A 22,306-nucleotide genomic window follows, 5' to 3' on the forward strand; every position below is an offset into this window, starting at 1 on the left:
TGCCCCGCCCGCGCGCGTAGCGTCTCCCGTGCGACCGGCGGAAGGCCGCGCACGAGAGACACGAGGACGCATCATGACCGACAACTGGCGCTTCGAGACCAAGCAGATCCACGCCGGCGCGCAGCCCGATCCCACGACCGGCGCGCGCGCGACGCCGCTGTACCAGACCACGGCGTACGTCTTCAAGGACGCGGATCACGCGGCGAACCTGTTCGCCCTCGCCGAGACCGGCAACATCTACACCCGCATCATGAACCCCACGCAGGACGTCGCCGAGCAGCGCATCGCGGCGCTCGAGGGCGGCACGGGCGCGCTGCTCGTGGCCAGCGGCCAGGCGGCCGAGACGTTCGCGGTGCTGAACATCGCGCAGGCGGGCGACCACATCGTCTCGTCCAGCTCCATCTACGGCGGCACGTACAACCTCTTCAAGTACACGCTCGCCAAGCTCGGCATCGAGACGACGTTCGTCGAGAACCAGGACGACCCCGAGGCCTGGCGCGCCGCGATCCGCCCGAACACGAAGCTGTTCTTCGCCGAGACGGTGGGCAACCCGCAGGCGAACGTGCTCGACATCCGCACGGTCGCCGACATCGCGCACGAGAACGGTCTGCCGCTCATCGTCGACAACACGATCGCCACGCCCTACCTCATCCGTCCCTTCGAGCACGGCGCCGACATCGTCGTGCACTCCGCCACGAAGTTCCTCGCCGGGCACGGCACCGTGGTCGCCGGCGCGATCGTCGACGGCGGCACCTTCCCGTGGTCGCAGCACGCCGATCGCTTCCCCGGCCTCACCGAGCCGGACCCGTCGTACAACGGCGTGAGCTACACGGGCGTGCTCGGCGACGGCGTCGCGTACATCACCAAGGCGCGCGTGCAGCTGCTGCGCGACCTGGGATCGGCGGTCTCGCCCAACAACGCGTGGCAGCTCATCCAGGGCATCGAGACGCTGTCGCTGCGCATCGAGCGGCACGTGCAGAACGCGCAGGCGGTGGCGGAGTGGCTGGAGGCGCGCGACGACGTGGCCTCGGTGAGCTACTCGGGCCTGCCGAGCTCGCCCTGGTACGAGGCGGCGAACCGCTACGCCCCGAAGGGCGTGGGCGCAGTGCTGTCGTTCGAGCTCAAGGGCGGCGTGGACGCCGGCCGCGCGTTCGTGAACGCGCTGAAGCTGTTCAGCCACCTCGCGAACATCGGCGACGTGCGCTCGCTCGTCATCCACCCCGCCTCGACCACGCACTCGCAGCTCACGCCCGAGCAGCAGCTCACGGCCGGCGTCACGCCGGGCCTCGTGCGGCTGTCGGTCGGCCTCGAGAACGTCGCCGACCTCACGGCCGACCTCGAGCAGGCGCTCGCGGCGGCCCGCTCGGGCGCCCTCACCGCGCGCGCCTGAGCCGCGCTCACCCGGGTCGGGCCCGCACGCCACGCGCGTGCGGGCCCGACCCGTTCGTAACACTCCGGCGGCGCGATGCCCCGGCACGGCAGAATGAGGCGGATGGACTGGCAGATCTCCGAGGACACCGTGCCGTCCGCGCTCGTCACCGAGCAGGACGCGCGGTCGATGGTCGGCCGTCCCCCGGCGACGGGCGCCTGGCGCGAGGGCGACCCGGTGGGCGAGCGCCGCTTCGAGACCTTCGGCGAGCTGGTGACCGAGAGCGGCCGCGCGCTGCCGTCGTTCCGCATCGCGTACGAGACGTGGGGCGAGCTGAACCCCGCGCGCGACAACGCCGTGCTCATCGCGCACGCCTTCACGGGCGACAGCCACGTCGCCGGCCCCGCCGTGCCCGGCCACCCCACGGCGGGCTGGTGGGACGACATCGTCGGCCCGGGACGCGCGATCGACACGGATCGCTGGTTCGTCGTGGCGCCCAACATGCTCGGCGGGTGCCAGGGATCGACGGGCCCGGCGAGCGTCCACCCCGACGGCGATCCGTGGGGTTCGCGCTTCCCCTTCCTCACGATCCGAGACCAGGTCGAGGCGCAGGAACGCCTGGCCGATGCGCTCGGCATCGAGGTGTGGGCGGCCGTGATCGGCGGGTCGATGGGCGGCATGCACGCCCTGGAATGGGCCGCGACGCTGCCCGAGCGCGTCGAGCGGCTCGCGGTGCTCTCGGCGCCGCCGCTGAACACGGCCGACCAGATCGCGCTGAACTCCGTGCAGCGGCAGGCGATCGAGATGGATCCGCGCTTCCGCGGCGGTGAGTACTACGACGCGCCCGACGGCGAGGGCCCGCACCGCGGTCTCGCGCTGGCCCGGCGCATGGCGCTGCTGAACTACCGCAGCCCCACCGAGCTGAACCAGCGCTTCCAGCGCTCGTGGCAGTCGGGCGTGAGCCCGCTGGGCCACGGCGGCCGCTTCGCCGTGGAGTCGTACCTCGACTTCCACGGCAACCGGTTCACGCGCCGCTTCGACGCCAACAGCTACGTGCGCCTCATCGAGGCCATGGACTCGCACGACGTGGGCCGCGACCGCGGCGGCGTCGAGGAGGCGCTCTCGCGCGTCACCGCCCGCACGCTCGTGCTGGGGATCGACTCCGACCGGCTGTTCCCCATCGGCGGCCAGCACCGCATCGCGCGCGGCATCCCGCGCGCGCTCGACGGCGACCGTGCCGTCGTCGTCCCCAGCGACTTCGGCCACGACGGGTTCCTCATCGAGACCGGCGCCGTCGGGTACCACCTGCGGCGGCTGCTCGAGTCCTGACGCCCGGATCGCCGCATCACGCGGCGGATCGCGCGGGACGGCCGGATCGGCGACCGGATCCGCGACCGGATCGGGCGGGACGGCCGGATCAGGCGGCGACGCGCACGGATCGCCGGTCGACGGCGAACGCGGCGAGCGCGATGAGCACGCCGGCGAACGCCAGCACAGCACCGGCCCACGCCGGGGCGACATAGCCGAAGCCGCCCGCGATCACGGCGCCGCCCACGGCCGCGCCCACGCTGTTGCCGATGTTGAGGGCCGAGTGGTTGAGTGCGCCGGCGAGCGCCTGGTGCTCGTGGGCCACGTCGAACAGGCGCAGCTGGATGGCGGGGTTGATCAGCTGCGCGATGAGCCCGAAGACGAACAGGGCGGCGACGAGCGCGATGCTCCAGCTCGACAGGACCGCGACGATCACCGATGCGGCCGACATCCCGCCCAGCCCCGCCACGAGCGTGCGGGTCACGCTGATGTCGGCCAGGCGTCCGCCGAACAGGTTGCCCACCACCATGCCGAGCCCCAGCGCCATGAGCGCGAACGGCACGAGCCACTCGGGCGCGCCGGCGGCCTCTGTCACGAGCGTGGCGACGTAGCTGTAGATCGCGAAGAACGCGCCGAAACCGATCGCCCCGATCCCGATCGCGAACCAGACCTGCGGGATGAGGAACACGCGCAGCTCGTGCCGGAAGGTGCGCCCGGGATCGCCGGGCTGCGCGGGCAGGAACCGCGCGCACATGACGAACGCGAGCGCGAAGACGAGCGCGACGACCACGTAGGCCGCCCGCCATCCGACGGCCTGGCCGAGGAAGGTGCCGGCCGGCACCCCGACGACGTTGGCGACGGTGAGCCCGGTCATCATGAGCGCCACGGCGCGGCCGCGCTTGTCCGGCCCGAGGAGCTCGCTCGCGACGAGCGCGCCCATCCCGAAGAACGCGCCGTGCGGCACGCCGGAGAGGAAGCGCGAGACGGCGACGAGCTCGAACGTCGGCGCGATCACCGTGAGCACGTTGAAGACGAGCAGCGCCGCGACGAGCGCCATCACCACGCGGCGGCGCGGGAAGCGCGACGCGAAGCCGGCGATCGTCGGGGCGCCCAGCACGACGCCCAGCGCGTAGAGGCTGATGAGCAGGCCGGCCCGCGCGATGGCGTCCTCCGTGCGGGCGGCATACAGGTCGGGCAGCAGGTCGCTCGCGATCCCGGGCAGCAGCCCCATCGAGACGAACTCGGTCATGCCGATGCCGAAGGCGCCGATGGCGAGCGAGAGGAGCGCCATCCTCGCCGCACCCCCCGACACGGGTGTCGAGGTGGTCACCCGTTCAGCCTAATGGCTCCCGGTGCGGCGGGCGCTCACCCTTCCCCGTGACCGGACCGCTCAGAGCGCGAGGTGATCGGTGATCGCGGCGTCCAGCGCGGCCTGCTGCTCGGCGTTGAGCGCGCCACGACGCCGCACCAGCCGGCGGACGTGCACCGCCCGCAGCTGCTCGGGCTGCGTCTTCGACTCCGTCGTCAGCCCGGTGAGGTCGTCGGCGGGAAGTCGCGTCTGGAAGGTCAGCACGTTCGCGATGTTCGAGGTGATCGGCACGACGACGAGCACACCCCCGGCGCGTGCGCGAAGCGCGGCCCGGTTCGCCCCGTCGTTCGACACGATCACCGCCGGCCGCGTCTTCGCGACCTCCCCGGGCTGGGCGGGGTCGAACTCGACGTCCCAGATGTCGCCACGCAGGCGGGGGATGTCGGGCCTCACGCCCTCAGCCCGTCACCGCTGACGCCGTCCCAGAGCGCGGCGTCGCCCGACGCCTCGAACTCCTCGAAAGCCGTGACGTACTCGCGCTCGGCCTCGGCCTCCCGAAGCGCGCGCACCGCCGCCCGCAGCGAGGCCGATCGACTCGCCAGGCGGTGACGCCGTCCGTACTCCTCGAGGAAGGCGAGATCGTTCTCCGGCAGGCTGCCGCTGAAGGCCTTCATACTCAGGCTCATAGCGCCAATCATAGTGCCGCTCGCAACGGCTGGCCCGGCTCGGGCCCGGCGCGGCCTAATCCGCCGCGTCCTCGCCGAGGGCGCGCTCGAGGCGCTCGATCTTGCCGTCGAGCTCGCCCGTGCGGCCGGGACGGATGTCGGCCTTGAGCACGAGCGACACGCGCGATCCGAAGGGCATGACGGCGTCGGTGGCGCGCCGGACGACGTCCATGACCTCGTCCCACTCCCCCTCGACCTCGGTGAACATCGAGGTGGTGCGGTGGGGCAGGCCTGAGTCGCGGACGACGCGGACGGCCGCGGCGACGGCGTCGTGGACGGAGCCGTCCGGGTTCGCGGTGGCGCCCGAGGGCGCGCCGCTCGGGGCGACGGAGAAGGCGATGAGCATGCTCCGAGGCTATGCCGCCGACCGCAGCGGATCCACCCCGATCCGGGCGCGATCCCGGCCCGCCGGGACCCGCGCGAGCCGGACGAGGGCCCACGCCAGCAGCGCCACGAGCGCGAGGTTGCGCGCGGACAGCAGCGCCGCGCCGAGCGGATCCGCGCCCAGCAGCGACCAGTAGGCCACGGGGTACACGAGCTGCGTCAGCCCGGCGCACACGAGGGCGAGGGCCGCGAGCGGCCACGCCCGCCGGCGGTCCCACACGAGCCACAGCACGAGCGGCGCGATGAGCCACGCGTGGAACTGCGGCGAGCCGACGCGGTTGCACACGATGAGCGCGAGCACGAGGGCCAGCGCCGCCGGGGGCAGCACCCGCGCCACGGCGGCGCCGCGCCACGTCTTGACGGCGGCGAGCGCCGCGATCGCGACGGCGGCGAGCGCGAGCAGCGGGGTCGTCGCGGCGGCCACCGCATCGACGCCCGGGCCGGCGACCTGGAAGGTGAGGATGTCGCGGTCGTAGAACAGGAACCAGCCGTCCCGGCCGGCCACAGCGCCCCACACGTACGGCGTGGCGGCGGGCGCCTCGATCTGCAGGCCGCGGTCCTGCTGCGTGGCGACGAAGCCCAGCAGATGCGGCAGGCCGCCCGCGATCGCGACGACGCCCACGACGACGCCGCTGAGCACCGCCGCGCCGACGACGAGGCCGAGCGCGCGGGCCCGCGCGGCCCGCCACAGGGCGGCAACGGCCACGGCCAGCAGCGCCGCCGGCCAGATCTTGATCCACGTCGCGGCGGCCAGCAGCGCTCCGGCGACGGGCGGGCGGCCCGCGAGCCACAGCACGCCGGCGACGGCGAGCGGCACCGTGACGGCGTCGAGGCGGTACATGCCCACGGGTCCGAGCGCGAGCGCGAACACGAGCCAGAACCAGGCGGCCGCCACGCGCCCGCGCGAGCGCCCGCCGCCCACGAGCAGGGCGAAGGCCGCCGCGTCGCACGCGGTGACGAGCACCGCCCACCCGATCTCGTACGGGCCGAGGAAGCCGAGCGCCTGTGTGAGCAGCATCGGCGCGAGGGCCAGGATCGGGTACACCCACGATTCTGTGACGCCCACGATCCGCTCGCCCCCGAGCGCCTGCTCCGACCACGGCTCGTACACGAGGTAGACGTCGCCCATGGGCTGGTTGGGCAGCGCCCAGCCCAGGAGCGCGACGATCGCGTGCACGACGACGAACCCCGCCCACAGCCACGCCCGCGTGCGCCGGTGCGGCGCGCGCGGCCGGTCAGCGCGCACGGAGCGCCGCCGCGAAGGCGTCGGGCAGGCGGGCGGCCACGTCGAGCGCCGTGACGGGGTGCCCCGGCGCGGCGCCGTCGACACCCGAGGCGAGGCGGCCGGCGGTGCCGTGCAGCCACGCCGCCGTGGCCGCCAGCGGCCCGAGATCCTCGGCGTCGAGCCCGCCCTCGGCGCGCGCCTGCGCGGCGGCGACGACGGCGCCGATCGCGCCGGCGAGCACATCGCCCGTGCCGGCCGTGGCGAGCCAGGGCGTCCCGGCGCGCACGACGGTCCACCAGCCGCCCGGCGTGGCGACGATCGTCTCGGCGCCCTTGAGCAGCACGACCCCGCCCAGCGCGACCGCGGTCTCGCGCACCGCGAGCAGCCGCTCCGCGAAGCCGGCCCGCAGGCGCCGCGGCAGCGGATCGCCGTCGAGATCGTCGATGCCGAGCCCCAGCGGGATCCGCACCTCGCCCAGCTCCCCCTCGTGCGGCGTGACGACGACGGGGCCGCGCAGATCCGTGACGAGGTCGAGCGCGCCGGCGTCGACGACGGTCGGCGCGTCGGCGCGCAGCAGCGCCCGGAAGCGCGCCGTCACCTCGCCGTCGCGGTCGCGCGCCGACACCCCGGAGCCGATCACCGCGGCGTCGAACCGCTCGCCCGTGTTCACCACCGTCTCGGGGCGGCGCTGCAGCACGAGGCGGGCGACATCGCGGTCTCCCTGCCACCGCACCATGCCGGCGCCGGCGCGCCACGCGCCCTCCGCCGTGAGCACCGCCGCGCCGGGGTACGCGGGCGAGCCGGTCTCGAGCAGCACGACGCCCCGGGAATACTTGTGGTCCGAGGCCGTTGGCACCCGCAGGTGCGCCGCGGCATCGGCCGCGGTCCACTCGAAGGTCTCATCGCTCGGCCTGGCGTATCCCCCTGGCATGCCGCCAGATTACGTCGTGCCGCCCGGAGGACGCCCGCGCCTCCCACACGGAAGGATCCCCATGTCCCAGCTGTTCACCCCGATCACCCTCCGCGAGGTCGAGTTCCGCAACCGCCTGTGGGTCGCGCCCATGTGCATGTACAGCGCCGAGGACGGGATCGTGAACGACTGGCACCACGTGCACCTGGCCCAGTTCGCCTCCGGCGGCGCCGGGCTCGTGATCGCCGAGGCGACGGCCGTCGTGCCGGAGGGCCGCATCTCGCCGCGCGACGCCGGCATCTGGAACGACGCGCAGCGCGACGCGTGGCGGCCCGTCGTCGAGGCGATCCACGCCCGCGGCGCGAAGGCCGGCGTGCAGCTGGCGCACGCGGGCCGCAAGGCGTCGACGTGGTGGCCCTTCGCCGAGGAGAGCGGCGGCACGCAGCACCGCGGATCCGTGCCGCAGGATCGCGGCGGCTGGGTCACCGAGGCGCCCTCGGCGCTCGCGTACGAGGGCTACGCGATGCCGGAGGCGATGCCCGCCGAGCGGATCGGGCAGATCGTGGCGGCGTTCGCGGCGGCCGCCCGCCGTGCGGTGGACGCCGGCTTCGACGCCCTCGAGGTGCACGCGGCCCACGGCTACCTGCTGCACCAGTTCCTGTCGCCGCTGTCGAACGAGCGCGACGACGAGCACGGCGGATCGCTCGAGAACCGCGCCCGCCTCGTCCTGGAGGTCATCCGCGCCGTGCGCGCCGAGGTGGGCGAGGCCGTGCCGGTGCTCGTGCGCTTCTCGGCCGAGGACTCGGCGCCCGGCGGCCTCGTCGTGGACGACGTCGCGCGGGTCGCGCAGTGGGCCGTCGAGGCCGGCGCCGACTTCTTCGACATCTCCTCGGGCGGCCTCGTCGCCCATCAGCGGATCGACGTGCGCCCGGGCTATCAGGTGCCGTTCGCGGCCCGCGTGCGCGAGGTGACGGGCGCGCCCACGGGCGCCGTCGGCATCATCACCTCGGGCGCCCAGGCCGAGCAGGTGCTGGCCGAGGGCTCGGCCGACGTCGTGCTCGCGGCGCGCGAGTGGCTGCGCGACCCGCACTTCGGCCTGCGCGCCGCCGCCGAGCTCGGCGAGCACCCCGACGCCCTGTGGCCGCCGCAGTACCTCCGCGCCTATCGCGCCCCCAAGCACTGACGCGAGGGTTGCGCTGGTCGCTTCATCTTCGGCCGCTGGCGCGGCCTTCGTTCAGCAACCGAGGGGTGGCACCGATCGGTTGCTGAACTTCAGCGGCGAAGCCGCGGAGATGAAGCGACCACCGCGACCGGTCATTGTGCGAGCGCGAAGCGCGAGCGTGCGGCCGCGGGTGCGGCCGCCCCGCAGCGCGAAGCGCTGCCGGCCGGAGCGGAGCGACGGCCCGAGCACGCGAGCGGCGCCCGCGCAGCGGGTGCCCGAGCGGCGCAGATCCAGAAAATCAGCGGCGCCGCGCACGCTCCGTCGCGTCGTGGACCTCGCCGACGAGCTCCTCGAGGATGTCCTCGAGGAAGAGCACGGCCGTCGTCTCGCCCTGCGCGTTGCGCACGCGGGCGAGGTGGCGGCCCGCGCGCCGCATGATCGCGAGCGCGTCCTCCAGGTCGGTCGTCTCCTGCACGGGCACCATGTGGTGGATCCGCTTGGCGGGGATCGGAGCCTCCACCATTCGGTCGGCGTCGTCCCCCTCCGCGGCGCGCAGAATGTCCTTGAGGTGCACGTAGCCCACGGGCTCGCCCTCGTCGTCGACGATCACGTAGCGGGAGTAGCCGTGCTTGGCCACGGCCGCCTCGATCTCGGCGGGCGTCGTGCGCTCGGGGAGCGTGACGATCCGATCCAGCGGCACCGCGACGTCCACGGCGTCCTTGTCGGTGAACTCCACGACGGCCGCGACGGTGCCCGTCGCGTCGTCCAGCACGCCCTCGCGGCGCGACTGGCTGACGATCGTCGCCACCTCGTCGAGCGTGAAGGTCGAGTTCGCCTCGTCCTTCGGCTCGACGCGGAACAGGCGCAGCACGGCGTTGGCGACCCAGTTGAGCACGAAGATCACCGGGTGGAACACCTTCGACACCCACACGAGCGGTGTCGCGAGGATGAGCACGGCGCGGTCGGGCACCGAGAACGCGATGTTCTTGGCCACCATCTCGCCGAAGACCACGTGCAGGTACGACACGAACACGAGCGCGATGACGAACGCGACCGTGTCGACGGCCGCCTCCGGCAGCGGCGTGAGGCCCAGCGGCGCGGCGAGCAGGTGGTGGATCGCCGGCTCGGAGACGTTCAGGATCAGCAGCGAGCAGATCGTGATGCCCAGCTGCGAGGTCGCGAGCATGAGCGTGGCGTGCTCCATGGCGTACAGCGCCGTCCTGGCCGCACGGTTGCCTTTCTCGGCGAGCGGCTCGATCTGCGAGCGGCGCGCGGAGATGACGGCGAACTCGGCGCCGACGAAGAACGCGTTGGCCAGCAGCAGCACGACCAGCCAGACGAGTCCGATCCAGTCGCTCATCGCTCGTCACCTCCCTGGACGTCGGCGCCCTCCGGGAGCGGATCGGGTGTGAAGCGCACGCGGTCCACGCGGCGCCCGTCCATGCGCTCCACCGTGAGGGTGCCGTCTTCGAGGCGCACGGCGTCGCCCACGGCGGGCACGCGCTCGAGCACGCTCATGATGTAGCCGCCGACGGTGTCGTAGGCGTCGTCCTCGGGCACCTCGACGGCGGCGCGGTCGCGCAGCTCGTCGGGCCGCAGCTGGCCGGGGAAGGTGAGCGAGTCGCGGTGGCGCACGACGCCGGCCAGGCGCCGGTCGTGCTCGTCGGCCACCTCGCCCACGATCTCCTCGACGAGGTCCTCGAGCGTGACGACGCCCGCGGTGCCGCCGTACTCGTCCACGACGACGGCCATCTGGTAGCCGCGTGCCCGCAGCTCGGCGATGAGCGCGTCGAGGTGCACCGTCTCGGGCGTGCGCAGCGGCTCGGTCGCAAGCGCCGCGGCGGGCACCTCGGCCCGCTTGTGGCGCGGCACGCCGACGGCGGCCTTGAGGTGCACGATGCCGACGATGTCGTCGAGCGAGTCGCCGAACACGGGGAACCGGCTGTGGCCGGTCTGCCTGGCCAGCTGCACGACGTCCTCGGCGGAGTCGGAGGCCGCCAGCGCGTGCATGCGCGGGCGCGGGGTCATGACGTCCGAGGCGCTCAGGCGCGAGAACCGCAGGCTCCGGTCGAGCAGGCTCGCGGTGTCCTTCTCGAGCACGCCGGCCGTCGCCGAGCGGCGCACGAGGCTCGACAGCTCCTCTGCCGTGCGGGCGCCCGACAGCTCCTCCTTCGGCTCGATGCCCACGCCGCGCAGCACCGCGTTGGCGCTGCCGTTCAGCAGCGCGACGGCGGGCCGGAACACCGCGGTGAAGGCGAGCTGGAACGGCGCGACGACCTTGGCTGTGGCCAGGGGCAGCGCGAGCGCGAAGTTCTTCGGCACGAGCTCGCCGAGGATCATCGACAGGATCGTCGCGATCGCCATCGCCACGACGGTCGCGATCGGCGCGCTCACCTCGGGCGGCAGCCCGAGCGCGTCGAACAGCGGCGCGAGGGCGCGCGAGAACGCCGGCTCGAGCGTGTAGCCCGTCAGCAGCGTCGTGAGCGTGATGCCGAGCTGCGCGCTCGACAGGTGCGTGGAGGTGTGCCGCAGCGCGCGGATCGTCATGACGAGCTTCGGCTCGCCGCGCTGCTGCCGCGCCTCGAGCTCGGCGCGATCGAGGTTGACCAGGGCGAACTCGCTGGCCACGAAGAGGCCGGTGCCCACTGTCAGAAGGAGCCCCACCCCCATCAGGATCCAGTCGGTCATGCCGGATCGCCTCCGCGTGCGCACGCGAGGAAGGGTCGGTGGGGCCTGTGTCTACTGGGAGGGTCGTCCATCGTGCGCACCATCATAGGGCGACGCCCTGAACGGCGGCTCCCGCGCGCGCGGAATCACCCCGCGCGAGGTTGCGCAAGGGGGCCTCAGGCCGCCGCGAGTGGACTACGCTTGATCCCCGGGTGCGCCGGGACGGACCGCGCATGACGAGAGCTAGGAAAGTGGGCGATCCAGCCGTGACGAACCAGACGACGGGAGTCGGTACTGGCGAGGGGGAGTTCGGAGCCAACCAGTGGCTCGTCGAGGAGCTCTACCAGCAGTTCAAGTCTGACCGCAACGCGGTCGACAAGGAGTGGTGGCCGGTCCTGGAGGCCTACGAGGCCTCCGCCGCTCCGGCGGCGGACGCCGCGGCCCCGGCGGCCGCTCCCGCCCCGGCCGATCCCGCCCCGGCACAGAAGCAGGAGGCCGCCGCGCCGTCCTCGGCCGCCAACCCGCCCACGGCGCCGACCGCCGCCGTGGGGCAGCAGCCCGTCGCCCGAACGACGAGCAAGCCCGCCGCGCCGACGCCCATCCCCGCCGAGGCGCCCGAGAAGTCGAAGCCCGCGTCGCAGGAGCCCGCCGAGCAGTCCGAGGACCGCGTCACGGTCCTCAAGGGCATGACCAAGACGCTCGCGAAGAACATGGACGAGTCGCTGACCGTCCCGACCGCGACGAGCGTGCGCACGGTCCCGGCCAAGCTGATGATCGACAACCGCATCGTCATCAACAACCACATGGCCCGCACCCGCGGCGGCAAGGTCAGCTTCACGCACATCATCGGCTGGGCGCTCATCCAGGCGCTCAAGGCCTTCCCGAGCCAGAACGTCTTCTACGCCGAGATCGACGGCAAGCCGAGCGTCGTGGCGCCCGCCCACATCAACCTGGGCATCGCGATCGACCTGCCCAAGCCCGACGGCACGCGCGCGCTCATGGTGCCGAGCATCAAGAACGCCGAGTCGCTCTCGTTCACCGACTACCTCGCGGCGTACGAGGATCTCGTCAAGCGCGCCCGCGCCAACAAGCTGACGGCCGCCGACTTCGCCGGCACCACGGTTTCGCTCACCAACCCGGGCGGCATCGGCACCGTGCACTCGGTCCCCCGCCTCATGAAGGGCCAGGGCTGCATCATCGGCGCCGGCGCCCTCGACTACCCCGCCGAGTTCGCCGGATCCAGCGCCAAGACGCTCAACGAGCTCGCGATCGGCAAGACGATCACCCTCACGAGCACGTACGACCACCGCGTCATCCAGGGCGCCGGATCGGGCGAGTTCCTGAAGATCGTGCACGAGCTGCTGATCGGCAAGAACGGCTTCTACGAGGAGATCTTCGCCGCGCTGCGCATCCCGTACGCGCCCATCCGCTGGAACGCCGACGTCTCGGTCGACCTCTCCGAGCGCGTCGACAAGACGGCCCGCGTGCAGGAGCTCATCAACGCCTACCGCGTGCGCGGCCACCTCATGGCCGACACCGACCCGCTCGAGTACCGGCAGCGCGAGCACCACGACCTCGAGATCGAGTCGCACGGGCTGACGTTCTGGGACCTCGAGCGCGAGTTCGTCACGAACGGCTTCGGCGGCCGCCGTCAGGCCAAGCTGCGCGACATCCTCGGCGTGCTGCGCGACTCGTACTGCCGCACCACCGGCTACGAGTACATGCACATCTCCGACCACGAGCAGCGCGACTGGTTCCAGGAGCACATCGAGAAGCCGTACGCGAAGCTCGACCACGACGACCAGCTGCGCGTGCTGCGCAAGCTCAACGAGGCCGAGGCCTTCGAGACCTTCCTGCAGACGAAGTACGTCGGCCAGAAGCGGTTCTCGCTCGAGGGCGGCGAATCTCTCATCCCGCTGCTGGATCGGATCCTGACGGGTGCCGCGGCGAAGAACCTCGACGGCGCCGCGATCGCCATGGCCCACCGCGGCCGCCTGAACGTGCTCACGAACATCGCCGGCAAGACCTACGGCCAGGTCTTCCAGGAGTTCGAGGGCGCCCTTCCCGGCAACAAGCGCGGCTCGGGCGATGTGAAGTACCACCTCGGCACGCAGGGCACGTTCGTGGGCGAGGACGGCGACGAGCTGCCGGTGTACCTGGCGGCCAACCCCTCGCACCTCGAGACCGTCGACGGCGTGCTCGAGGGCGTCGTGCGCGCCAAGCAGGACCGCTCGGCGCCCGGCACGTACGGCTGGCTGCCGATCCTCGTGCACGGCGACGCGGCCTTCTCGGGCCAGGGCGTGGTCATGGAGACGCTGCAGATGTCGCAGCTGCGCGGCTACCGCACGGGCGGCACGATCCACGTGGTCGTGAACAACCAGGTGGGCTTCACGACGCTGCCCGTCGACTCGCGCTCCTCGACGTACGCGACCGACCCGGCCAAGACGATCCAGGCGCCCGTGCTGCACGTGAACGGCGACGACCCCGAGGCCGTCGTGCGCGCCGCGGAGCTCGCCTTCGAATATCGCGAGCGCTTCCACCGCGACATCGTGATCGACCTCGTCTGCTACCGCCGCCGCGGTCACAACGAGGGCGACGACCCGTCGATGACGCAGCCGCTCATGACCAACCTCATCGAGGCCAAGCGCTCCACGCGCCGCCTGTACACCGAGGCCCTCGTCGGCCGCGGCGACATCACCGAGGAGGAGTACGAGCAGGCCAAGGCCGACTTCCAGAACCGCCTGGAGGTCGCGTTCGCCGAGACGCACGCCGCCGAGACCGGCTCGACCCCCGTCGTCACGGGCAACGGCGTCGAGGACGAGGCGGCGGGCGAGCCCGAGACGACCGGCGTGCCGGCCGCGGTCATCGAGCAGGTCGGCGACGCGCACGCGAACAAGCCCGAGGGCTTCACCGTGCACAGCAAGCTCCAGCAGCTGCTCGACAAGCGCGTGCAGATGAGCCGCGGGGGCAAGATCGACTGGGGCTTCGGCGAGCTGCTCGCGTTCGGCTCGCTGCTGCTCGAGGGCACGCCCGTGCGCCTGGCGGGCCAGGACTCGCGCCGCGGCACGTTCGCGCAGCGCCACGCCGTCTTCCACGACCGCGTGAACGGCAAGGAGTGGCTGCCGCTGGCGAACCTCTCCGAGGGCCAGGGCCGCTTCTGGGTGTACGACTCGCTGCTGAGCGAGTACGCCGCCCTCGCGTTCGAGTACGGCTACTCCGTGGAGAACCCGAACGCGCTCGTGATGTGGGAGGCGCAGTTCGGCGACTTCGTCAACGGCGCCCAGACGGTCATCGACGAGTTCATCTCCTCGGCCGAGCAGAAGTGGGGTCAGCAGTCGAGCGTCGTGCTGGCGCTCCCCCACGGCTACGAGGGCCAGGGCCCCGACCACTCGTCGGCGCGCATCGAGCGGTTCCTGCAGCTGTGCGCGCAGGACAACATGACGGTGGCGCGCCCGTCCACGCCCGCCTCGTACTTCCACCTGCTGCGTCGCCAGGCCTACGCCCGGCCCCGCCGCCCGCTCATCGTGTTCACGCCCAAGGCCATGCTGCGCCTGCGCGGCGCGACGAGCGACGTCGCGGACTTCACCTCGGGCCGCTTCGAGCCGGTGCTCGACGACGACCGCGGCATCGACAAGTCGGCCGTCACGAAGGTGCTGCTGCACTCGGGCAAGATCCACTGGGATCTGCGCGGCGAGCTGGAGAAGAAGCCGAACCCGCAGATCGCGCTCGTGCGCGTGGAGCAGTTCTACCCGGCGCCGGTCGAGGAGCTCACCGCGGTGCTCGCGCAGTACCCGAACGCCGAGCTCGTGTGGGTGCAGGACGAGCCCGAGAACCAGGGCGCCTGGCCGTTCATGGCGCTGAAGATGCCGAAGCACCTCGGCCGCGAGCTGCGCGTCGTCAGCCGCGCCGCGGCCGCGTCGCCGGCGACGGGCTCCAGCAAGGTCCACGCCGTCGAGCACGCCGATCTGATGTCGCGCGCGCTGGCCTGATCCGCGATCGCGAAGGCGCCCGGCTCCCCCACGGGATCCGGGCGCCTTCCGCGTTCAGTACCAGATGCTCAGGTGCGGGGCGCGGTCCGCGCGCAGCGCGACGTCGAGCGCGGCCACGGCGCCGGCGTCCCCCGTCACCCGGCCCGCCGCGGCGAGCGCGCGCAGGGGCACACCGCCGACGATCACGGAGGACAGCTCCGAGACGCCCAGTTCGATGTCGGCCTCGCCCGACGCGGGCGTGACGGCGGCGGCGCCGCCCGCGATCGCGACGCGCCAGGCGCCGTCGGCGATGCCGAGCTCGTCGCGCACCCGCACGACGACGTCGGCGTCGGCCGCGTAGCCGCGGGCGGCCAGCACGCGGGGCACGTCGAGCACGCGCAGCCAGCCATGGTCGAACACCGTCCGCGAGACGGCGCGGGGGTCGGCCACGAGCCACGGCAGCGAATCGTCCACCGGCTGCAGATCGGCCGTGACGGTGCCGACCAGGTCGTACTCGATCGCGAAGCGCCACAGCCCCGCGCGGACCTCCGGCGTCTCGGCGACGAGGTGCTCGATGGCGAGGGTGTGCGTGGTGTGGTGCTCGCCCTCCGCGATCGTGAAGGCGAGCGCGCCCCGGATCTCGCCGGCGGCGTCGCGCGCGACGACGCCGCGCACCTTCGCGCCGTTCTCGGCGCCGGGCGCGGTGCCGGCGGCGCGCGCCCAGCGCAGGGGGAAGCCCGTGACGTTCCCGGCCCGCTGGCGACGCACGCGCTCGTGGAGCTCGCCGAGCAGCTCCGCCAGGCGCGGGCGCTCGACGAACTCCAGCCGCACGTCCGAGGCCGGGCCGATCCATCCCGCGCGCCGCGTCTCCACCGTGAGCCGCTCGACGGGCACGGCCATGCCGAAGCCGTAGCGGCCGTAGATGGTCGACTCGGTCACCGTGAGCCCCGCGATCGCGACGCCCGCGGCGGCCGCTGCGCGCAGCTCGCCCTCCAGCATGGCCCTGGCGATGCCGCGGCGGCGGTGCGTGGCCGCCACCGTGACGGCGCTGATCGCCCACATCGCGATCTCCGGCAGCGGCGCCTCCGCGCCCGCCGGCCCCGGCAGCGTCAGGCGCGCCGCCCACGAGCTCACGGTGCCCACCGGCATCGCGCCCGGTGCCGCGTCCCGCTCGAACACCCCGATGAGGCGCGCGCCGCGCTCCGCGAAGGTGCCGGCCGCCTTCCGCTCCCGCTCCTCGCCGGGCTCGCCGTCGAGGAAGCCGCGCGAGATGGCGCGATAGAGCGGCAGGAAGTCCTCGCCGTCCGTCGGCACGACGCGGTAGTCGAGGCCGCGCTCCGCGAGCCGCTCCTGCGAGGTCACGTCCGCGGGCACGTCCCGCGCGTCGATCGATGTCATGGCTCCCAGCGTATGGGGCACCCCCGACGCGCTAGATTCGTCGGGTACACCACCAGAGGGGGACGCATGTCGGTTGGTCTGCTCGCGGTCGTCGACGACATCCTGAGCGCGGCGCTGAAGGCCTCGTCCAAGGCGGCGGGCGTCGTCATCGACGACGCGGCCGTGACGCCCCAGTACGTGCAGGGGCTCACGCCGGCGCGCGAGCTGCCGGTGGTCGGGAAGATCGCCCTCGGCTCGATCGCCAACAAGTTCCTCATCATCATCCCCGTCGCGCTCGCGCTCACCACGTGGGCGCCGTGGGTGCTCCCCTACCTGCTGATCATCGGCGGCACGTACCTGTGCTTCGAGGGCGCCGAGAAGGTGCTGGAGTGGTTCGGCCTGCACCACGCGCACGTCGACGAGGGCGCCCGCGACGAGAACAAGCTCGTGTGGGGCGCCATCCGCACCGACCTCATCCTGTCGACCGAGATCATGCTCATCTCGCTGTCGAATCTCGATGCGGACATGAGCTTCTGGATGACCCTCGGGTCGCTGGTCGTGATCGCCCTGCTCATGACGGGCGTCGTGTACGGCGCCGTCGCGCTGCTCGTGAAGGTCGACGACATCGGGCTGGAGATGGCCAAGGACGACACGCAGCGCGTGCGGCACCTGGGCACCCGCATCGTGCGGTCGATGCCGGCCGTGTTCCGCGTCATCAGCGTGATCGGCACCGTCGCCATGCTGTGGGTCGGCGGCCACCTCGTGCTCGCGAACCTCGGCGAGGTCGGCCTCACGCTCACCACCGACCTGCTCCACGCCGTCGAGCACGCGCTCGAGCCGGCCGGCGCCGTGATCGTCTGGATCGGCGACACGCTCGTCTCCGCCATCGCGGGGCTCGTCGTGGGCCTCGCCGTCGTCGGCGTCGTGCTGCTCGTCGGGAGGCTGTTCGGACGGCGCCCCACCTTCACCGAGGGCGGCGAGACCCCGGCCGCGGCGCACCCCTGACCGGTCGGCGGATGAAAGAATCGTCAGATGCCTGACGACGCCCGCCACGAACACCACGACACCGACTCGGGCTTCATCCCCACCTCGACGGGAATGATCCCCGTCCCCGTCGGGACCCACTCGATCCCCGTCCAGGTGCAGGACGCCGCCGGCGAGACCGCGCACGTCCACCCGGGCGATCGGCTCTCCCCGGCGCGCCGCTTCGTCTACGTGCTGCTGCTGGGCGCGCTCACCGCGCTGGGCCCGTTCACGGTCGACCTGTACCTGCCGGCCTTCCCGGTGCTGGAGCAGGACTTCTCCGCCACGGCGGCGGCGGTGCAGCTCACCCTCACGGGCACGATGCTGGGCTTCGCCGTGGGCCAGCTCGTGATCGGCCCGCTCAGCGACCGCTTCGGGCGCCGGGTGCCGCTGCTCATCGCCACGGGCCTGCACATCCTGGCGAGCATCGCGTCGGTGCTGGCGCCCAACCTCGAGCTGCTCGGCGTCGCGCGTGTGTTCATGGGCATCGGCGCCGCGGGCGGCAGCGTCGTGGCCATGGCGATGGTCCGCGACCTCTTCAGCGGGCGCCGCCTCGTGATCATGCTCTCGCGCCTGGCGCTGGTCACGGGCGTCGCACCGGTGGTCGCCCCGCTCATCGGATCGATGCTGCTGGGCGTCATGCCGTGGCGCGGCATCTTCGTCGTGCTCGCGTGCTACGGCGCCGTCATGCTCGCCTGCGCGCTGTTCGCCCTGCCCGAGACGCGCCCCGCGAGCGACCGCATCACGGCCGACACCGTCTCGGTGCGCCATCGCTACCGCGTCGTGCTGAGCGACCGCGTGTACGTGGGCGTGCTCGCGATCGGCGCGCTCACCTTCGCCGGGCTGTTCTCGTACCTGTCGGCGTCGTCGTTCCTGTTCCAGCAGTCCTACGGGCTCACGGCCGTGCAGTACGGCATGGTCTTCGCGGCGAACTCTGTGGGCCTCGTGATCGGCAACCAGATCGCCGCGCGCCTTGCCGCCCGCTTCGGTCCGCAGTGGGTGCTCGCGGGCTCGACGGCCGGCATCCTCGTGGCGGCCATCGCGATCCCGATCTCGTCGAGTCTCGTGCCGAGCGTGTGGGGCCTGATCGTGCCGCTGTTCGTGTTCATGACCGGCTGCGGGTTCACGTTCCCGTGCGCGCAGGTGCTGGCGCTCGACCGGCACCCCGAGGCCGCGGGCACGGCCGCCTCGGTGCTCGGCGCGTCGAACAACCTCGTGGCCGGGCTCGTCTCGCCCATCGCGGGCCTGCTGGCGGCGTCCACCGGCATCACGCCGCTGACGATGGCATCGATCATGATCGCGTGCTCGGCGCTCGCGATCGCCTCGCTGTGGCTCATCGTGCGTCCGCGCACCCTCGGGACGCTGGGCGACTGAGCCGCGCCGCGGCGCCGCTTCAGCCGGCCGCGCGGTTCAGCCTGCGGCCGGCATCGTCGCTCGATCCTGCGGCCGACCGAGCGGGCCGGATCAGTGCGCGGCCTGGACCTCGCGCAGGCGCGCGATCACCTGCAGGCGCACCTGCTCGGGCGTCGCCTCGCGGCACGCGCGCTGCACGGCCTCGGTGAGGGTGCGCGACACGTGCGCCTCGCCCTGGCAGTCCGGGCAGCTCTCGAGGTGCTCGCGGATGTCGGCGTACTCGGTCCTGCAGATCTCGTTGCGCAGGTACTCCTCGAGGTCGGCTCGCGCCTTCTCGCAGCCGCAGTCGGTCATTTCCGTGCTCCTGTCGTGGCGGCCTGGATGCCCCGTTCGGCCGCGTAGTCCTTCAGCAGGTCACGCAGCAGTCGCCGGCCTCGGTGCAGGCGGCTCATGACCGTGCCGATGGGGGTCTTCATGATGTCGGCGATCTCCTGGTAGGCGAATCCCTCGACGTCCGCGAGGTACACGGCCATGCGGAAGTCGTCGGGGATCGACTGCAGCGCGTCCTTGACGACCGACGCCGGCATGCGGTCGATGGCCTCCGCCTCGGCCGAGCGACCGCGCGTGGCCGTGGTCGACTCGGCGCCGCCGAGCTGCCAGTCCTCGAGCTCGTCGATCGTGCCCTGGTAGGGCTCGCGCTGCTTCTTGCGATAGGTGTTGATGTAGGTGTTGGTGAGGATCCGGTACAGCCACGCCTTCAGGTTCGTGCCCTGCGTGAACGACGACCACGAGGCGAAGGCCTTCACGAAGGTCTCCTGCACGAGGTCGGCGGCGTCGGCCGGGTTGCGCGTCATGCGCATGGCGGCGCCGTAGAGCTGGTCCATGTAGGGAAGGGCCTGCTCCTCGAACTGCGCGCGCGGATCGGCCGGCGCGGCGGCGTCGGGGACTGTGGCATCCTGATCGTCCATTGCCGGCCAGTCTAGGCTCCGCGCATCGGGGTTTCCCCCGAGCCGGAGGCGCGGATCATCGAGCGTGATCGTCATCCGTTCCTCTCCTGTCCGCCGGGTGTCCCGCCTGGCGCGACGGGTCCCTTCGCGGGCTGTGACCTAAGGTGGAAACCGATGAGTGCCGACGGGTATTCCCCCACCGAGCCGGGCCCCGCTGCGGACCGCGGCGAGTACGCCGCGCCCGCCTCCCCCGGACCGCTGCGCGGGACGCTGACGGTGCCGGGATCGAAGTCGATCACGAACCGCGAGCTCGTGCTCGCCGCCATCGCCGAGGGCCCCAGCCGCATCGTCGCGCCGCTGCACTCCGACGACTCCGCGCGCATGGTGGAGGCGCTCGCCGCGCTGGGCGCGGGCATCGAGCGCGTCGAGGGCGCGAGCGCGTACGGCCCCGACTTCGTCGTCACCCCCGGCGCTCTCACGGGCGGCACCGTGGACTGCGGTCAGGCCGGCACGGTCATGCGCTTCGTCGCCCCGCTCGCGGGGCTCGCCGACGGCGAGGTGCTGCTGACCGCGCACGAGAGCGCCCTGCACCGCCCGATGGGCGAGATGATCCGCGGCCTGCGCGACCTCGGCGTCGACGTCGAGGACGACGGCCGCTGGTCGCTGCCGTTCCGCGTGCACGGGCGCGGCCACGTGCGCGGCGGCGAGGTGGAGATCGACGCCTCCGCGTCGAGCCAGTTCGTCTCGGGCATGCTGCTGGCCGCGCCCCGCTTCGACGTGGGACTGCACCTGCGCCACACGGGCGAGCGCCTGCCGAGCCTGCCGCACATCGAGCTGACGGTCGAGGCCCTCGCGCGCCGCGGCGTGCAGGTGGAGCGGCCGAGCTCGAACGAGTGGATCGTGCCGCCCGCCCCGCTGCGCGCCAAGGACGTGCACGTCGAGCCCGACCTGTCCAACGCCGCCCCGTTCCTGGCCGCGGCGATGCTCGCGGGAGGCAGCGTGACGGTCACCGACTGGCCGCCGCACTCCACCCAGCCGGGCGCGCACCTGAGCGAGCTGCTCGCCCTCATGGGGGCGAAGGTCTCGCGCCGCGGCGGCGCCCTCACCGTCGCCGCCGGTCGCGGCATCCACGGCGTCGACCTCGACCTGTCGGCGGTGAGCGAGCTGACGCCGACCTTCGTCGGCCTCGCGCTGTTCGCCGACGGCCCGTCCACGTTCCGCGGGATCGGGCACATCCGCGGGCACGAGACCGACCGGCTCGCGGCGCTCGCGCAGAACGTCGAGGCCCTCGGCGGGTACGCCGAGGAGCTGCCGGACGGCATCCGCATCGAGCCGCGCCCGCTGCGCGGCGGTACCTGGCGCGCGTTCCACGATCACCGCCTCGCGACCACCGGCGCGCTCGTCGGCCTCGCGGTGCCCGGCGTCGTCGTCGACGACATCGGCACGACGGCGAAGACGCTCCCGCAGTTCGTCGCGCTCTGGGAGGGACTGCTCGCGGGAGGCGCGAGCCGGTGAGCTGGCTGGACGACGCCGACCTCGACGACGAGCCGGAGTTCGACGAGGCCGACGTGCGCGTGCGGCCCAACCCCAAGGCGAACCGCCCCCGCACCAAGCGCCGCCCCGCGCACGAGGACGCGACGATCGCGCGCGTGCTCGGCGTGGACCGCGGCCGCTACAGCGTGCTCGTCGACGAGGGGCTCCCCGGCGAGCGCGCCGTGAGCGCCGTGCGGGCGCGCGAGCTGCGCAAGATGCCGATCGTCACGGGCGACCGCGCGCGCGTCGTCGGAGACACGTCGGGCCGCGAGGGCACGCTCGGCCGGATCGTGGGGATCGAGGAGCGCACGTCGCTCCTGCGGCGCAGCGCGGACGACACCGATCAGGTGGAGCGGGTCGTCGTCGCCAACGCCGATCAGATGCTCGTCGTCGTCGCCGCGGCCGATCCCGAGCCCCGCCCGCGGCTGGTCGACCGCTACCTCGTCGCCGCGCTCGATGCCGGCATCCGGCCGCTCATGGTCGTCACGAAGACCGACCTGGCCGACCCCGCCCCCTTCCTCGAGCACTTCGCGGGCCTCGACGAGCTGCGGGTCTTCCGCTCGTCGCGCGATGCGGCGCCCCTCGACGAGATCGGCGAGGCGCTCGCGGGGCACACGACCGTCTTCGTCGGACACTCGGGCGTCGGCAAGTCGACGCTCGTCAACGCGCTCGTCCCGTCGGCGGGCCGCGCGACCGGCCACGTCAACGAGGTGACCGGCCGCGGCCGGCACACGTCGTCGTCCACCGTGTCGCTGCGCTACGAGGGCGCGGCCGGATCGGGCTGGGTGATCGACACCCCCGGCGTGCGCTCGTTCGGCCTCGGGCACGTGGACCCCGACAACATCCTGCGCGCCTACCCCGATCTGCTCGCCGTCGCCGAGGACTGCCCCCGCGGCTGCACGCACCTGCCGGACGCGCCGGACTGCGCGCTCAACGAGGCCGTCGCGGCGGGCACGCTGCCGGCAGGCCGCCTCGACTCGCTGCAGCGCCTGCTCGAGACGTTCAAGGACAAGCAGGACTGGTGATCCGGCAGCCGAACTAGGCTG

The 22,306-nt window shown here is 73.0% G+C and carries 19 protein-coding genes; 8 read left to right on the forward strand and 11 right to left on the reverse strand.

Features of this window, described 5'->3' with window-relative positions:
• The first annotated feature begins 73 nt into the window (after positions 1-73).
• Together ACYVJ0_RS09435 and metX are read left to right on the forward strand one after the other, a co-directional pair.
• Positions 74-1,390, forward strand: a complete 1,317-nt coding sequence (locus ACYVJ0_RS09435) for a bifunctional o-acetylhomoserine/o-acetylserine sulfhydrylase (protein ID WP_460817485.1) — start codon at positions 74-76, stop codon at positions 1,388-1,390.
• Positions 1,391-1,492: 102 nt separating this feature from the next.
• Positions 1,493-2,698 carry a homoserine O-acetyltransferase MetX gene (gene metX, locus ACYVJ0_RS09440; RefSeq protein WP_460817487.1) on the forward strand — a complete coding sequence of 402 codons (1,206 nt, stop codon included), beginning with the start codon at positions 1,493-1,495 and terminating at the stop codon, positions 2,696-2,698.
• A gap of 88 nt (positions 2,699-2,786) precedes the next feature.
• On the opposite strand, the gene ACYVJ0_RS09445 is transcribed toward metX, so the two are convergent.
• The 6 genes from ACYVJ0_RS09445 to ACYVJ0_RS09470 are packed head-to-tail and all read right to left on the reverse strand — an operon-like array spanning position 2,787 to position 7,251.
• Positions 2,787-4,007 (reverse strand): MFS transporter, encoded by a 1,221-nt coding sequence (locus tag ACYVJ0_RS09445; RefSeq protein ID WP_449854370.1) that lies wholly within the window; start codon positions 4,005-4,007, stop codon positions 2,787-2,789.
• Positions 4,008-4,067: 60 nt separating this feature from the next.
• Positions 4,068-4,439, reverse strand: a complete 372-nt coding sequence (locus ACYVJ0_RS09450) for a type II toxin-antitoxin system PemK/MazF family toxin (protein WP_449854371.1) — start codon at positions 4,437-4,439, stop codon at positions 4,068-4,070.
• Complete coding sequence (locus tag ACYVJ0_RS09455; protein ID WP_449854372.1) at positions 4,436-4,672, reverse strand: ribbon-helix-helix domain-containing protein; 237 nt, start codon at positions 4,670-4,672, stop codon at positions 4,436-4,438. Before ACYVJ0_RS09455 ends, ACYVJ0_RS09450 begins: the two co-directional genes overlap by 4 nt.
• A 55-nt stretch (positions 4,673-4,727) precedes the next feature.
• Positions 4,728-5,057, reverse strand: a complete 330-nt coding sequence (locus ACYVJ0_RS09460; RefSeq protein WP_449854373.1) for a thiamine-binding protein — start codon at positions 5,055-5,057, stop codon at positions 4,728-4,730.
• Between the two features lie 9 nt (positions 5,058-5,066).
• Positions 5,067-6,341, reverse strand: coding sequence for a hypothetical protein (locus ACYVJ0_RS09465; protein WP_460817489.1), 1,275 nt, complete (start codon positions 6,339-6,341; stop codon positions 5,067-5,069).
• Positions 6,331-7,251, reverse strand: coding sequence for an ADP-dependent NAD(P)H-hydrate dehydratase (locus ACYVJ0_RS09470; protein ID WP_460817491.1), 921 nt, complete (start codon positions 7,249-7,251; stop codon positions 6,331-6,333). The genes ACYVJ0_RS09465 and ACYVJ0_RS09470 overlap by 11 nt, the downstream gene beginning before the upstream one ends.
• A gap of 61 nt (positions 7,252-7,312) precedes the next feature.
• On the opposite strand from ACYVJ0_RS09470, the gene ACYVJ0_RS09475 reads away from it, so the two are divergent.
• Positions 7,313-8,413, forward strand: coding sequence for an NADH:flavin oxidoreductase/NADH oxidase (locus ACYVJ0_RS09475; protein WP_460817492.1), 1,101 nt, complete (start codon positions 7,313-7,315; stop codon positions 8,411-8,413).
• A gap of 277 nt (positions 8,414-8,690) precedes the next feature.
• Here ACYVJ0_RS09475 and ACYVJ0_RS09480 read toward each other — a convergent pair whose 3' ends face one another.
• Positions 8,691-9,752, reverse strand: coding sequence for a hemolysin family protein (locus ACYVJ0_RS09480; RefSeq protein ID WP_460817494.1), 1,062 nt, complete (start codon positions 9,750-9,752; stop codon positions 8,691-8,693).
• On the reverse strand, positions 9,749-11,080 hold the full coding sequence (locus ACYVJ0_RS09485) for a hemolysin family protein (protein WP_449854378.1): 1,332 nt from the start codon (positions 11,078-11,080) through the stop codon (positions 9,749-9,751). Before ACYVJ0_RS09485 ends, ACYVJ0_RS09480 begins: the two co-directional genes overlap by 4 nt.
• A gap of 245 nt (positions 11,081-11,325) precedes the next feature.
• On the opposite strand from ACYVJ0_RS09485, the gene ACYVJ0_RS09490 reads away from it, so the two are divergent.
• Positions 11,326-15,048, forward strand: a complete 3,723-nt coding sequence (locus tag ACYVJ0_RS09490; RefSeq protein WP_460817496.1) for a multifunctional oxoglutarate decarboxylase/oxoglutarate dehydrogenase thiamine pyrophosphate-binding subunit/dihydrolipoyllysine-residue succinyltransferase subunit — start codon at positions 11,326-11,328, stop codon at positions 15,046-15,048.
• A 54-nt stretch (positions 15,049-15,102) separates the two neighbouring features.
• Here ACYVJ0_RS09490 and ACYVJ0_RS09495 read toward each other — a convergent pair whose 3' ends face one another.
• Positions 15,103-16,425 carry a GNAT family N-acetyltransferase gene (locus ACYVJ0_RS09495; RefSeq protein ID WP_460817498.1) on the reverse strand — a complete coding sequence of 441 codons (1,323 nt, stop codon included), beginning with the start codon at positions 16,423-16,425 and terminating at the stop codon, positions 15,103-15,105.
• A 66-nt stretch (positions 16,426-16,491) separates the two neighbouring features.
• Between ACYVJ0_RS09495 and ACYVJ0_RS09500 the strand changes: the two genes are divergently transcribed.
• Positions 16,492-17,409, forward strand: a complete 918-nt coding sequence (locus ACYVJ0_RS09500) for a DUF808 family protein (protein WP_460817500.1) — start codon at positions 16,492-16,494, stop codon at positions 17,407-17,409.
• 27 nt (positions 17,410-17,436) lie between these two features.
• Positions 17,437-18,801, forward strand: coding sequence for a multidrug effflux MFS transporter (locus ACYVJ0_RS09505; RefSeq protein WP_460817501.1), 1,365 nt, complete (start codon positions 17,437-17,439; stop codon positions 18,799-18,801).
• A gap of 90 nt (positions 18,802-18,891) precedes the next feature.
• Here the strand turns inward: ACYVJ0_RS09505 and ACYVJ0_RS09510 are convergent, their stop codons facing one another.
• Positions 18,892-19,134, reverse strand: coding sequence for an anti-sigma factor family protein (locus ACYVJ0_RS09510; RefSeq protein WP_449854383.1), 243 nt, complete (start codon positions 19,132-19,134; stop codon positions 18,892-18,894).
• Complete coding sequence (locus ACYVJ0_RS09515; protein ID WP_449854384.1) at positions 19,131-19,823, reverse strand: sigma-70 family RNA polymerase sigma factor; 693 nt, start codon at positions 19,821-19,823, stop codon at positions 19,131-19,133. Before ACYVJ0_RS09515 ends, ACYVJ0_RS09510 begins: the two co-directional genes overlap by 4 nt.
• 78 nt (positions 19,824-19,901) lie before the next feature.
• Here ACYVJ0_RS09515 and aroA point away from each other — a divergent pair, with 78 nt between their 5' ends.
• Positions 19,902-21,242 (forward strand): 3-phosphoshikimate 1-carboxyvinyltransferase, encoded by a 1,341-nt coding sequence (gene aroA / locus ACYVJ0_RS09520; protein ID WP_460817504.1) that lies wholly within the window; start codon positions 19,902-19,904, stop codon positions 21,240-21,242.
• Positions 21,239-22,285: a ribosome small subunit-dependent GTPase A gene (gene rsgA / locus ACYVJ0_RS09525; protein WP_449854386.1), complete on the forward strand. Its 1,047-nt coding sequence runs from the start codon at positions 21,239-21,241 to the stop codon at positions 22,283-22,285. The genes aroA and rsgA overlap by 4 nt, the downstream gene beginning before the upstream one ends.
• The last annotated feature ends 21 nt before the right edge of the window (positions 22,286-22,306 follow it).

It is taken from the genome of Microbacterium petrolearium (assembly GCF_054782875.1).